The organism is Iodobacter fluviatilis, assembly GCF_900451195.1.
GTDB lineage: Bacteria > Pseudomonadota > Gammaproteobacteria > Burkholderiales > Chitinibacteraceae > Iodobacter > Iodobacter fluviatilis.
Genome location: NZ_UGHR01000001.1, coordinates 2,671,026 through 2,683,912, shown reverse-complemented (window position 1 = coordinate 2,683,912; position 12,887 = coordinate 2,671,026). Strand labels below are relative to the sequence as shown.

At 51.5% G+C, this 12,887-nt stretch carries 14 protein-coding genes; 4 read left to right on the top strand and 10 right to left on the bottom strand.

The genetic code is table 11. The features are described 5' to 3' along the window. Positions 1-2: 2 nt before the first annotated feature. The 10 genes from DYD62_RS12420 to DYD62_RS12370 form a co-directional block, all read right to left on the bottom strand. Positions 3-2,111 (bottom strand): phage tail protein, encoded by a 2,109-nt coding sequence (locus DYD62_RS12420; RefSeq protein WP_115227626.1) that lies wholly within the window; start codon positions 2,109-2,111, stop codon positions 3-5. Continuing rightward, positions 2,108-2,740 (bottom strand): phage tail protein, encoded by a 633-nt coding sequence (locus tag DYD62_RS12415; RefSeq protein ID WP_115227625.1) that lies wholly within the window; start codon positions 2,738-2,740, stop codon positions 2,108-2,110. Before DYD62_RS12415 ends, DYD62_RS12420 begins: the two co-directional genes overlap by 4 nt. Then, on the bottom strand, positions 2,733-3,836 hold the full coding sequence (locus tag DYD62_RS12410) for a baseplate assembly protein (protein WP_115227624.1): 1,104 nt from the start codon (positions 3,834-3,836) through the stop codon (positions 2,733-2,735). Before DYD62_RS12410 ends, DYD62_RS12415 begins: the two co-directional genes overlap by 8 nt. After that, positions 3,833-4,189 carry a GPW/gp25 family protein gene (locus tag DYD62_RS12405; RefSeq protein ID WP_115227623.1) on the bottom strand — a complete coding sequence of 119 codons (357 nt, stop codon included), beginning with the start codon at positions 4,187-4,189 and terminating at the stop codon, positions 3,833-3,835. Before DYD62_RS12405 ends, DYD62_RS12410 begins: the two co-directional genes overlap by 4 nt. Positions 4,190-4,241: 52 nt before the next feature. Continuing rightward, a complete protein-coding gene (locus tag DYD62_RS12400; RefSeq protein ID WP_115227622.1) occupies positions 4,242-4,847 on the bottom strand; it encodes a phage baseplate assembly protein V in 606 nt (201 codons plus the stop codon). Further along, a complete protein-coding gene (locus tag DYD62_RS12395) occupies positions 4,840-5,976 on the bottom strand; it encodes a phage late control D family protein (RefSeq protein ID WP_115227621.1) in 1,137 nt (378 codons plus the stop codon). The genes DYD62_RS12400 and DYD62_RS12395 overlap by 8 nt, the downstream gene beginning before the upstream one ends. Then, entirely contained in the window at positions 5,964-6,170 is a 207-nt protein-coding gene (locus DYD62_RS12390; RefSeq protein ID WP_099397015.1) for a tail protein X, read from the bottom strand. Before DYD62_RS12390 ends, DYD62_RS12395 begins: the two co-directional genes overlap by 13 nt. Beyond that, a complete protein-coding gene (locus DYD62_RS12385) occupies positions 6,167-7,087 on the bottom strand; it encodes a phage tail protein (protein ID WP_115227620.1) in 921 nt (306 codons plus the stop codon). The genes DYD62_RS12390 and DYD62_RS12385 overlap by 4 nt, the downstream gene beginning before the upstream one ends. Further along, complete coding sequence (locus DYD62_RS12380; protein ID WP_115227619.1) at positions 7,087-9,612, bottom strand: phage tail tape measure protein; 2,526 nt, start codon at positions 9,610-9,612, stop codon at positions 7,087-7,089. The genes DYD62_RS12385 and DYD62_RS12380 overlap by 1 nt, the downstream gene beginning before the upstream one ends. Before the next feature lie 136 nt (positions 9,613-9,748). After that, positions 9,749-10,051 carry a phage tail assembly protein gene (locus tag DYD62_RS12370; RefSeq protein WP_115227618.1) on the bottom strand — a complete coding sequence of 101 codons (303 nt, stop codon included), beginning with the start codon at positions 10,049-10,051 and terminating at the stop codon, positions 9,749-9,751. A 236-nt stretch (positions 10,052-10,287) separates the two neighbouring features. On the opposite strand from DYD62_RS12370, the gene DYD62_RS12365 reads away from it, so the two are divergent. The 4 genes from DYD62_RS12365 to DYD62_RS12350 all read left to right on the top strand — a co-directional run bounded on the left by DYD62_RS12365 (position 10,288) and on the right by DYD62_RS12350 (position 12,840). Next, on the top strand, positions 10,288-10,479 hold the full coding sequence (locus DYD62_RS12365) for a hypothetical protein (RefSeq protein WP_132038633.1): 192 nt from the start codon (positions 10,288-10,290) through the stop codon (positions 10,477-10,479). 153 nt (positions 10,480-10,632) lie between these two features. After that, a complete protein-coding gene (locus tag DYD62_RS12360) occupies positions 10,633-11,238 on the top strand; it encodes a uracil-DNA glycosylase family protein (protein ID WP_115227616.1) in 606 nt (201 codons plus the stop codon). A 138-nt stretch (positions 11,239-11,376) separates the two neighbouring features. Further along, positions 11,377-11,874 (top strand): hypothetical protein, encoded by a 498-nt coding sequence (locus DYD62_RS12355; RefSeq protein ID WP_115227615.1) that lies wholly within the window; start codon positions 11,377-11,379, stop codon positions 11,872-11,874. Between the two features lie 117 nt (positions 11,875-11,991). After that, positions 11,992-12,840 (top strand): surface-adhesin E family protein, encoded by an 849-nt coding sequence (locus tag DYD62_RS12350; protein WP_132038634.1) that lies wholly within the window; start codon positions 11,992-11,994, stop codon positions 12,838-12,840. The last annotated feature ends 47 nt before the right edge of the window (positions 12,841-12,887 follow it).

The window sequence follows — 12,887 nt, the reverse complement described above, 5'->3', positions numbered from 1 at the left end:
CCTCAGTATTTATCACGGAAAATAAAGCTATTGCCGTCGCCTAATAGAATCGACGCCGGGCCAGGCAGAGAAAAAATCGTATTGATTGTGGTAGTGCTGCTCCCACCCACCAGCGGGTAGTCGTAATAAACATTGCCCAGCAGCTTTTTCTCAGCAAAATCTGAGAGGCTGTGGCCTGATAGTTTGGGTGTAGGGGTCGGAAACAGCACGGGGCCAAGGGCGATCACGCCACCTGTTGCTGTAAACGTCTTTACGCCGGGCGTTGAGCTGTTATCAGAGAGAAGCAGCGTGCCATCGGGCAGCTTAGTGATATTGCTTGCTGATGCCGTGGGGTTTACCGCATCACTCACCGTGACGGTAGTACCCGATACGCTAACGTGTCGCAGCTTGGCTTGAGCCAGTGCAAAGCTGCTGCTGGTCAGACGAATCAAACGTGTTGCAGAGTGATAATTCTCTGGGTATGGGACGTAAGGCGGCGGTACCGGCAGGCTGCTGGTGTTTTCTGCAACGGAAACAACAAAACCCAAAGCCACAGCTACATCGGTTACGGTTGCCACTGCTACTTTATAAGACGTAGGCGCGGTCGTGTCGTAGCCCCACACCAGCGCCGTATTCGCGGTAACTCCACCGCAAAGCACCTGACTAGTGCATCCCGCCAGCGCGGTGATTGTCGCGCTCATACGGACCGTTGCACCATTTATTGCCAGCGCCCATACCCCCTGATCACTCCCTAAGATTGCCGATGTTGCGCTTAAGATGACCAGCCTTTGCTGATCAGAGCCTGAGACATACGACGCCTGCACTGCGGCATTCACCGTGATCGTACTGCCAGAAACAGAGATTGTGCGGGCCTTCACCGCATTACTCACCGAGCCTGTAATCAAGAATGTAGAGCCAGACAATAGGCCAGCGGCGCGATAATATTCTGCGCCAACCACGCCCACCGTAGCGATCGTGCCTATGGTGATCGTCAGCCCGGTGAGCGTTACCACTACCGAATGAATAGAGCCAATAAATAAAAACCGTGTGGCATCCAGCGGAAACAAACCCACGATCAGCTGTGGCCTGGCGTTGGCTTCATCCTGTATTTGCGACACTTTTAGCGCAGTGCCCAGCATTTTGGTATCTGTCGCATAGGCCTGCATCAGCATCCCATCCGAAACCATGGTCAGCAGCACCGAAACATTGCCCATTACGATTGCCCCGCAAGCGGCCCCTTTGCCGCTGTCCGCTGCCACATAGCCCAAATACGAACGGCGGCCATAGCTGGCCCCTGTCCAAATACCCTGTGGAATCGAACTATTTACAATGCGGCAGTAATTCAGCGGTGCCTGGTTGAGCGTTAGCGGGAAATTAACCTGTACGCCGTCAACAGACTCAACAGTCGGCGTGCCGCCTATTTGTGCAATCGCCAGTACTAGCTTATTGGGTGTAGCCGTGCGTGAATCCAGCGTGATTTTATTGAGGCCCAGCATGCTATAAATCCGCAGCCCGCCCTCAGCAGGCAGATGCGGGGTGGCATCGCCAGTGAGCCACATGTCCGTTGCCTCAATCACTTCAGACTTTTGGCGATAGCGCTGATCGCCCTCTGGCTGCGTTAAATACTGCGAGTGAGGATCTGGCTTTAGCTCATGCGCATTGATCGCATTGATGAGCGATTGCGCCGTGACCAGGGCCACGCTAGGGTCGATCGTCAGCTGCACCACTGATGCATTGCCAAGCTGAATAATCATCCGCAGCAGCATATCCCGCGCTGAGCCTTGCGCAAGCAGCGGCTTATACGTGTCTGGAAAATTGCCTATGGCCAAAAGCTTATTACCTGCGCCATTGCCACCAATCAACCCCACTTCACGGATTGTCCAGCCGCCCACAGTCGTCGGCACCACCGCTTCAATCACTAACCAATTTGGGTTTTCAGCGTCGGGCGTGACAGAGGTAATCGCTACGCGATGCACTTCATGCGTTAGCGCCGTCATAGATTCAACCGGCGTGATCGCTGCGCCATTGCCATCGCCTAGAGCCAGATGTGTAAATGGCACCAGAGTGCCCGTTGCTTGCGCTGAAATCATTTCCGCTGCGCCCAGCGCGGTCAGTAGCGTGTTGTAGCTCATGACATCCTCGGATAAATAGTTAAAACATCAGAAACATGCATGCCAATGCCAATACAGCGCATCGCGGTGGCGGTTGGGAATTCGGTATTTTTATAGGGCTGCACGGTCACGATATCGCCAGAAAAAAGCAGGCAGGCCGCGTGAATCATTTCGACCGAGCCAACCGACACCTGCAGCCGCCGCAGATGGGAGCGCTGCGGTTTGTACATCTCAATCATCTGCGTGATTTGCTGATCGACCGCCTCGGTGAGCGGGCGATCAATAACGCTGATTTCCAGGTCAAACTCAGCCCAGTGGGCATCGGCTGGGTGCTCAATCAGCGTGAAATGTTCCAGCCCCACCGTCGTCAGTGCCTGTTTGACTGCCCAAGGTGTGCCTTTGTAGCGATGTAATTCGATAGCAGATTTAATCAGTGCTCTGCGTGCGTCATCATCGGCCGCCGCGCCCCAGCCGTGGTGCCCCATAACGTGGAATTGATCGGCCAAAAACGGCAGCACTGATGGCTCGGCCAGATCAACCAAATTAACCAATACACGGGAAATATCGAGGCCAGTCAGCCGCTCAGAGAGCTGGGCCAGCGGGCCAAAACGGGGATCGAGTGCCAGTACTGGCGGAGTTGCATTAGCCATCGCTCACCCCCGCCAGCACTACGCTGATGCTGGTGCAATGCGCCCACTCGGCCTCACCCACCGACAACAGCGCAGCAGGTGCAAGCAGCGTCACCTGATAAACGCCTGGAACAGATAAAACGCCCACAATTTGGGTGGGCACGATATCCCGCCCCAATGCTGCAGACTGCGTGGCCACAAACAGTGCGGCTTGTTTTTGCGCAGCCGCCAATGTGGCCACTGCATCTGCATAGCTATATAGAGTTAGCTGAGCAGAGAGCGTGTACGGGCGCTCAACGGGAGACAGTGTTTGCACCGAGTCCGATAGCGGGCGCACTTTTTCATTCGAGCATTTGCCCGTCACCGCCGCCAGAATGGCCGCAGTGGGCAGGCCTGATTTGAGTAATGGATACAAGCGGATTTCACCCGGAGCGGGTGAAGTGACGGCCACCTCAACAATATCCTGGTGCGCCCGCATCGCATGCTGCCGATACGCCAACTTGCTGCCCGCAACACTAAATACTTCCGGGGCCAACTTGATGCTTTCGCGCAGACGATCATCGCTCTCGATTTCTGCGCCGCCCGATGTCACCGCCAGATTAGCCACACTGCTGACCGCTACGCCTATAGGGTCAAGCAGCACATTAACTTGCCCTGCTAAGTACCCATTTCCTCCTGTGCCCAATTCAACAGCGGCCACAGCAAGATCGGCGTAGGGGCTGGCCAGCGGCAGCATCATCTCACTGAGTGAATAAAACTGCAGCCCTGCAGCGGTTTGCACCCTCGTTTCAGCGGGGATCAGCAACACAGCGGTCAAAGGCGCAGCGAAGGTCACACGCACAATAGTTTGGGCAGGCTGAGCAGGCAACCGGCTTACCCCCACCAGCTCCCCCAAATAATCCAGCATCGGGCCTCGGGCAAACGCCACCAGATTTTGCCGGGCAGCATCATTGATCGCACTGCGTAACAAGGTTTCACGGTATGCAATCAAATCAATAAACAACCGCTCCACCTGCCCAGGGAAAAGCGTTTTACCCGTCATGGATTCAAATGCCGTGATCAGCTCGGCAGTGATAGCCTGGCTATCATCATCGATGACTTTGGGCAGGGTTGTCATAGAGATACCGCCGTTTGATCTGTAAACCCATCGGGCAAACGCCAGAACACTTTGATCATTGCCTGCCCTGGCTCACCCAGCTCAAACGACACACGCTCAACAGAAACGCGAGGCTCCCAGCGGGCGATCGCTTCCACGCTTTCGCGTACCACATGCGGGCGGGCGCGATTAATGGGGTAATCGATATATTCACGCAGCTTGCTGCCGAACTCTGGCCGCAATGGGTCTGCCCCCTGCGGGGTGCGCAAAATAATGGCAATGGCTTGATGGATGTCGTCGATATTTTCGACAATGCCATCACCGCCTAAAGCGGTTTGCCAATGCAGGGAGGAGATATCTTTGAGCTGAGTCATAGCGCCATGATGGCGCTATGCAGGGGGAAGGGATATTAAAGCGGTTTAAGGTTTACGTATGGGAATGGTGATTTGAATTACCCGCCACATCAATAATAGAGCCAGTGGCATGAACATCCCCATCCACGTCAACGCGGCCAGTAAATTTAGAACCGCCACCGCCGCTGCCTTCAAGACCACCGAGATAAGTAAGCAGCCCATCGACTTGCAGCTTGCCGGTGAACTCTGCTTCTGGGGAGTCGATTGTCACTTTGCTGCCCGCTTTTAATACGATGGTCGTGCTGGCTTCTACGATCACTTTCGATACGCCGGTAACGCTTAGCGTGTGGGTTTGCCGGTCGTATTCCAGCATGGCACCGTCTTTAAACCTGATGCCGAATTTATTCGGGTCGGTCACTGGCGGGGTATCCGCATCAGAAAAAATCGCCCCGATAATCACCCCATCTTCGCCCTGAGCATCAAGCAACAGTGCCACATGCTCGCCGGTGTCATAAGTCCAGTAACACTCATCATCTTGGGTCTTCGGGTACGCAATCGGCAGCCACATCGTGCGCAGATTGTCGGTGTCCGGCAGGCTAACCCGCGCAAAGCCTGGCTGGCTGGCGAGTACAACGCCAAACTTAAGGGTGACGCCGCTTTCCTCAAAGGTCTCATCCATGTTTTTTAGCCTTGGCCGCCGAGTGATCGACCACCTCAACCTTGCCGTCTTTCATGCCGTACACCGCCAAGCCTTTGGTTTTTGCCCCTTTGGTTCCCTTAGAGGATGCGGCACCGCGTTTGATTTCCAATGTAGTGGTGTAGCCTTCGCCCCGGTTGATGCTGTGAACGGCTTTGCTGATGGTGTAAATGCCTGATAACTGGCCAAACCCCGCCAATTCAATCGTCACTCCAGCCGCCAAGGCCGGATCGCCAATCAGGTTGATATTGCCGGTGGTGCGTTCGATTAAACGCTGGTCTAGCGCCGCCTTGGCCTGCGCCTCTGCAGATGCCGCTGTGGGAGCGCGGCGGGTGATTTTAACCGTGTCGGCGCTGCTGCTTTTGCCCGATGTGGATGCACCAACCACGGCGGTTTCGCCATCTTTTACGCCATAAACCACCAGCTTTTTGCTTTTGGCATTGTGGTGGGATACCTCAACGCCTGCAGGCACATCAGACACTTTATCGGTGAAGCTCCAGCCCGATAAATCCTTGGGAGAGAAGGTGCGCACCGGCTTTTGCTGGTGCAGGTCGGCGCTTTTCCAGAACACTAGGCGGGTGGAGTTTTCAGTCACTTTAAATGCGTAGCCATACTGCCTAGCAATGCGGTGTAAAAACGCCAGATCACCTTCTTTATATTGCGTGGCCCTATCAATCTGCAGCGGTTCGATTTTGCCCACCAGCGTCATATTGTTTGATTTAGCAATTTGCCCCGCGATATCGGCTAGCGTGGTGGCCTCATAATCTTTACCCTTGCGGGTACGTAACGCCTTTTGTGCCCCAGCAGCAAGGGCGCGAATCCGCACTACAGACGGCGGGCCGGACAGCTCAAGCTCATCAATATCAAACCGGCCCGCGCTGATCAGTGCCTGCTGCAGATAGCCAAATCGATAAGACAACTCCGCGCCTTTTTCCGGGTACCAGCTGTTTAGCCAGCGGCCATCCGTGTCTTCCAGCTCAATATCCAGCCCATCAGCCTCACCACTCAAATTGTCTGTATACGTTAAGGAAAGTGCATAAGGCGCGATATCTCGCGTGATATTGCGGCCGTTGTAGTTCAGCTCAAATGCGGGGGTATTTATCGCTTCCATGGCGGCAGATCCTCGGTTGAAACCTCTTCTTCAATAATCGGGATCAGTACGGTTTGCCCGCTGGGCAGTACTTCGCTAATGGCCATGTGCGGATTGGCGTCAATTAACAGCGGAATACGCGATATATCGCGGTAGTAGCGCCACGCCAGCAAATCCCAGCGATCGCCATCCGTGGTGATATGAGTCAGGTTCATCCGGCCACCTGTCTGGTCACAGCCGCCGCAGTCATGCGGGCAAGTGGCAGGGTTGCGCCCCGGATCTCGCTATCTACCCGCTGAATTGCCCCGTTTGCCGAGGTTAAAACAGAGAGCAAATTACCCGCATTGGCGCTGGCCATGTTTTGCGTGATGCTGCTCATTTCACCACGCACCCGCATCACCCGCTGCACGGTTTGCGCTGCATCGCTGGCCACAACAGTAATATTTTTTAGCCCGCCCATTTGCTCCGCTACCGCCCCCAGCCCCGGCAAAGCACCGCCCACCGTGGCACTGACGCCGGGCAGACGGGCCAGCGCAGAGACAGGATCAGATTTAGCCAACTGGCGCACGGCAGCTACTGCAGTCAGAGCCTGGCTGGCTGTATTCAAAGCGCCTTTTGCCATTGAGATGGCTTGTGATAATGGGCTAATTGCAGGAATAGTCGCCACTACACCGGGCACGGCTAATTTATTCAGCTGGGCCTGCAGCGGTAGCGGGCTGCTGCCGCTCACGATGGCCAGCGGGCGGGGCTTAGCATCCTCGCCGGTATATTCACGCAGGGATAATTGGGCCTCCAGCGCGATCATGCTGCCGGATTTATCCGTCTGGCGGCCTGTGGCCGTGGCATCAGTAATCACAAAGCGGCCTTTGTAATCACCATTGCCCAGCACAAACGACATGGCCTCATGCGCGGCGATCGCCTTACGCAGGCGCAACAACTCGGCCTCTGGCTTGCAATAGCTGGCATGAAAAACCAAATCAATTTTGATCTCGTCCAGCTTATCGCCCACATGCTGCAGCCGAGGCTTGCGGCCAATGAGGGCATGCTCGGCATAGTCTGCGCCATAGCTGATTTCCAGCCCGTCAAAATAGGTGATGAGATCAAACTCAACGGTGCCGAGAATGGCGAACATCAGGCATTCCCCCCGTAGCTGCCGCGTTTTCTATTGGCCTCGTAGCGCTTCATCATCCTTTCAAACTCTGGATAAGAGGATTGCAACGCTTGGTTTACCTGGTTTTGCACCAGGGCAGGATCACCGCCTTGCACTGTGATTTGTGGTGAGAAGTGAACGGTCATCCCCCCAGATGCATTTGGCCCTTGTTCATTGCCGGATGCGCGAGGCACCACGCTGGCTACACGGTTTGCCACATCCACAAAAGGCGATGCCAGCTCTGGCTTACCCCATGCCGTGGCGCTGGCCTGCGCCATTGTGGCAACGGCGCGAGTGGCCAGTGCAGCAGAACGGCCAATACCCAGCGCCGCACCCTGGGCGATATTGTCGCCAAACCCCAGAAAAATCCGAGATGGGGACTGGATGCCCAGGGTGTCGGCAAACCAGCCTTTTAAATTCTGGCCAAACTCTACGATCGTATCTTTGGCCGCACTAAATTTAGATTTAATGCCATTCACCAAGCCATCAATAATATGAGCACCAAAACCGGCAAAGCTGTCAGTAATGCCCTTCATCCAATCTGCAGCCCCGGTAAAAATGGCTTTTACACTGGCCCACAAATTAGCAAACCACGGCTTGATTTTGTCCCAGTAGCGGTAAATCAGATAAGCACTCACCGCGATCGCCGTAATCGCCAGCCCGATCGGATTCATCATTAATGCTCGGCCCAGCCAAAGCACGGCTCGGCCTGCCATCATGATGCCGCTCACTAATCGCCCCGCTAAAACACCGGCAAGCGATCTGGCCAAGCCCACGAAGCGTAAGAAGAAAGGGCCAATTCGGGTAAATGCAGAGGCGATCCAGCTGCCCATCCGGCCAATGGAGGCCACAAACGCATTGGCCCGTGCTGCACCCATGCCGAATAATTGAAAAAAACTGGAAAGACGCGAGCCGCCGCTGAGCAACAAGGCGCGAAGGAGTGTCCACTTAGAAGCAACGGTATTCCAAACTGTACTCAACGTGTTCAAGGGTGATCTGATAAAAAAGTTTATTCCCCAGCCCAGCGATAGAAAGGCAATTTTTAACCCCACAATACCAAGCACCGTCCCGGCTACCGCTCGAATGACGCCTGGATGGGCCTCGGCAAACTTCCCAAAGGCACCGATCATGGGTGTTAGTGTCGTCATCAAAGAAGTAAGTGCAGGTAACAGGGCACTTCCCACTGAAATTCCTAAATCGGCAAGCCCTGTTTTAAACTTTTCCCAGGCTTTTGTGGCTGCATTTATTCGTTTTTGATAGTCTTCATCTATCGTTCCCATCGCCTGCTTACTACCCATTTGCTTTTTATTTTGCTGATATTTATCCCAGCCTTGGCGCATTGCCAGCAAATGGTTAATGGTTTGAATATCCTGGAATACCTCATTTAAACCAAAGCTTTCCATTAGCCTGCGCTGTGCATCTTCATTACCCTTTGCTCCTGCATCCTTCCATGCCTTCATAAAGGCATCCCCTTTACCAGCAATAAATTTATTTGCAATTTTGAGGGACGCCTCGTATGACGAGTCACCGCTTGAGACAAGATTTGACATAGATTTTTGATAATCAACACCAGCCTTGTTGTAATTGCTTATCGTGTGTTGAGCATTCATATGCGCCATCCAATTGCGCAAATTAGTTACCGCTTCATCGCCTGAGCCAGCAGCTTCTCGGCCGACCTCCAAGCTTGCAATAATTTCCGTCAACGCCTGTTGACCCATAATCCCCTTGCCAGCAAAGGCGGCCGTCATTTCAGGCAGAGATTTAGCCATATCCTTTAATTCAAACCTCCCCAATTTTCCGCCGAATGCAGCTCGGTTAAATGCTTCTTTAAGAGGGGCTTCACCCTTGATGCCCAGTGTTTCTGACAGGGAATAAACCATTGCAGCAATCTCTTTCATATCCGCATTGGTTGCAGTAGAAACCTTGCCCAGCAGGCCAGAGTATTCACCTGCTTTCTTAGCATCCATCCCGGATGAAACGAGCGTACCAACCCCTTGTAAAATAGCGGCATGTCCTTGATTGGTCGTTAATGCCGCTTTTCGTATTGCGTGGCCAAGCTGAAACTCCTCTTGTGCTTTTAAATTGCCATTAATTGCAATATCACGCAGGCCAGACTCAAAATTAGCGGCCTGTTTAACGGCACCAATCATAGGAACAGCTGCAGCGACGCCTCCCGCATAAGTACCAATTAATTCAGCCCCCATCGCACTGCGTTGTTGGCGTAATGCGGCACCTCGCGCCATGCTGGCAGCTAATCTTTCCTGACGAATGCGTAACTGTTCTAGTGTCTGCCCCAGCCGTTCATATTGGCGGCGCAACGCATCCACATTGCGGGCAGGATGTGATGCAGCGCGGGCCATTGCTTCGCCAAGACGGGTGTGGCGGGCGCGGAGCTGGTCAGCCACCTGCCCCAACTGGCCGAGCGTGCCCCGCGCACCAGTAAACGCCGACGAGAACGATCCCGCCAGCGCTGCTCCAATCCTAATTCCAATGGATAAATCTGCCATGCTGCACACCTTTTGCGCTGTACCACTGTATTTCAGCGGTCAATATTTGGATGATTCAGGGTGCTCCTGCTTAATCTGCACACACGCTTCATTTACCCACCGACAAAAATCATGAATTGAAAGCCGGTCTATCTCACTAGGCTGGAAGCGGAACCATCTTGCCAGCAGGCTTTGTCCCTGCCAAATCCGATCCAGTGATACCCACGACTTCAAGAAATCGACCTTTCACCGCTTGGTAATCTGCAGCATCCATTTCTTCTAAATCCTCAGGAACCAAATTGCACATGAGAGCGACACCATTGAGTTCCAATTGGGTCTCACTGCCCCCAGAACGCTCACCGATTGACTTTAGATCCTTTACTTTCAGCCGCCGTGTTGTAACGGATTCAACTTTGACGCCAGCCGCAGTTGTAAAGGGAAATTGCATAGTAATAACCATGATCAGGTGTCCTTTAGGTCAGTTAATAAGCCAAAAATGTGGCCGAACAAACACAAAGGATTTTGCGGGAGCGAAGGAGAGGAGTCAGTTAATGAGGTTTAGAAAAGCCCATCGAGCTGGTTTTCATAGGAGGGGCGTACAAAGGGCTGTGTAATGGGCTAATACTTATAGGCGTCTACGTCGTTGCCGGACCGGCGTTGGCCATTTTTATCCGGCTTATCTTGAAGGTGACTCAAATGAGCAAAGGCAGTGGTGGAGGCAAAGGCGGCAGCAGTGGAAATACAGGGAGTGCCGGAGGGAATACTGGCGGCTCCAAAGGTGGGTCCAGTAGTGGTGGTAAAGGAAGTGGTCAACCCGGTGGCTGGCCAAGTACCACAGGGAATCCATCAGGCGGCGGGCGAGGCAATGCGCCTCCTTCCAGCAAGTGATATATAACCCTAAAACGTATTAAGTACGGTGCCTTGGACTAGTAACTTATCAGCCCAGCGTTTTTAAATGCTGGGCTGATACAGCTTTAGCCCAACCTACCGTGCTGCCATTTTAGGGTGTCTACATATTGTTAGATAACACGGCCAATATCAATGACGCTCATAGAAAAATTGCTCGAAAAACTAGCGGAATACCCACACTCGGATACGGTTGCGAATCCATACCTTGAGACATATGCCGTCAATAATCTTCGTCATTACTTTGAGTACATGATGAATCAAGGGGGCAAGAGAATCTTGCTGGTGGGTGAAGCACCGGGCCATAGAGGTTGTCGTATTACCGGCATTCCATTTACCAGCGGTAGAGCATTTCAGGAAATACCACATCCATTGTTAGTAGCCCTAAAAGATAAAATTCAGTTGCCGCGTATCGAGACTGAAAGCACCGCCACAATCGTATGGAATTATTTGTCTGAAAAAGAAACGACGCCATTGTTCTGGAATTCATTTCCATTTCATCCGCATGACAAAGGCAAAATCGATGGGAATAGAGCGCCCACTGATGAGGAAGTAACATTTGGCGCTGAAATACTCAGCGAGCTTCATCATATTTACAAACCTGAATTTGTCGCAGGTATCGGGCATAAAGGTGTAGCAGCACTTAAGCAAGTATTTCCAGAGCAATCGTTCAGCTACATTAGACATCCGTCAAACGGTGGAAAATCACAATTTATTGAGGGCATGAATAGTGTCATCTAACCCTGTGCTCAACCTACCGAGCGGGCACGAGGCAATCCTATCGGCCCCCAATAAGTACCTAACTATTCGTTTTACCGGATGGCCTTCGGCCGCCGGTGAGTTCAAACGTTAGGCCGCTTTTGAAACTAAGGAGTTGCAATGAAGAGAATTCTATTCTTTGTCCTGTTATTTGGGTTTTTTCCATTTCCTGCAAATGCGGGGGTTAAATGTAATGATGTTAAGCATGGGAACGAAAACTATCATGAGAAAATGGAAGAGTTGGCTAAATTGGCCGGATTACCTGATGGTTACTACAACAGGTATCACGAGGATATTGTAAGTAATTTGTGTAAAGGCAATGCAAATAGAATTAGAAGTTCAATTGACAGCGGTTTTGTAAAGAAATCTGAAGTCGATGCAATCAAAGAAGCTCTCGGTATAGACAACCGGTCTGATGCTGGGAAAAGCTACGGGTATTCAAAGCAGAAATTCAATGACATGGGGTTATGCAGTGCTTGCTCCGACAATGTAGCGCAACACTATACGAAAAAACCAAATTCGAAATGTGGGAAGCTTGCAAAACAAGCATTAGAAGGAAATCCCAATGCAATTGAAGAGCTGCAATCTTTTCCAGGTTATTGCACATGGAAGTATTAACCATCTATTGCAACCGCCTAACTTGGTGCTCAACCTTGCTCCTTTGGTTGGGCTGATAGAGCTTTAGCTCAACCTACCGAGCTAACCCTAGGGTTTATGGATTTGGAGGAGTTAAAAGTGAAATTTTTTTTTGTGCTTACATTTATCTATATTATTTCTTCACATGCCGTCGCATCTGAAGTCATGCTAGATTTGAACGTAATTGGTAATAGTCAGAAACTAACGCTTAGATTAAAAAGTAACTTACCAAGAAAAACAAGATTGGTTGCTGCTTTAGTTAGCCCTGTTAATCAGGGAGGGAATGGCTATTTCGGGCAAAATGAATCAGTAGTATCTACGAATCAGACCGCTGAATTTGGCCCTTTTTTGAAAAATAAAACTCCACTACCCCCTGGTAATTATTTGGCCACGGTTACAACGCTTCTGGCCGCGCTCCAACCAGAAGAAGCACAGTCTTTTTTTGGAAAAAATGGAGAAAACCTTTCAGGGAGCCAAGTTTCAACTTTGGCGGGAACATCAGAAAAAGGTGTGACTCAAACTCTTAGATTTCAAATCAACTCTGATGGTTCAATAAGTACTTCTCCATCGGATGAGCATGTTATTGGCTCATCCGATGATGTTTGGCAAAAGGTTCAAAGTAGCGGTAAAGAAATATATGTCAAAACTAACGGTTTTTTTTATGACAAAGAACATTATTCGGGGGTCGGATTTCACTCATACATTGTGGCTAATTTACCTGAAAGTAATATTATTGGCGCTCCACAATCAGTGATGAATGATGTAGAGGGAAACTGTGAAACGAGGACGTTTCATGTGCTTGGTACATTGTTTTTTGCTGGGAAAAACCGCTCTGGGGTGGCTTTAAATAGTATGCCTCCTGAAAATATAGAAAGAAATTTGGTTGTAAACTCACCTTTCGAGAAAGCATTTAATTTACTTTGCAAAATGGCACGACTAAAAAAATAATAAAAGCCCAGCCATCTCTGGCTGGGCTTTATATCTGACGCCTTGCA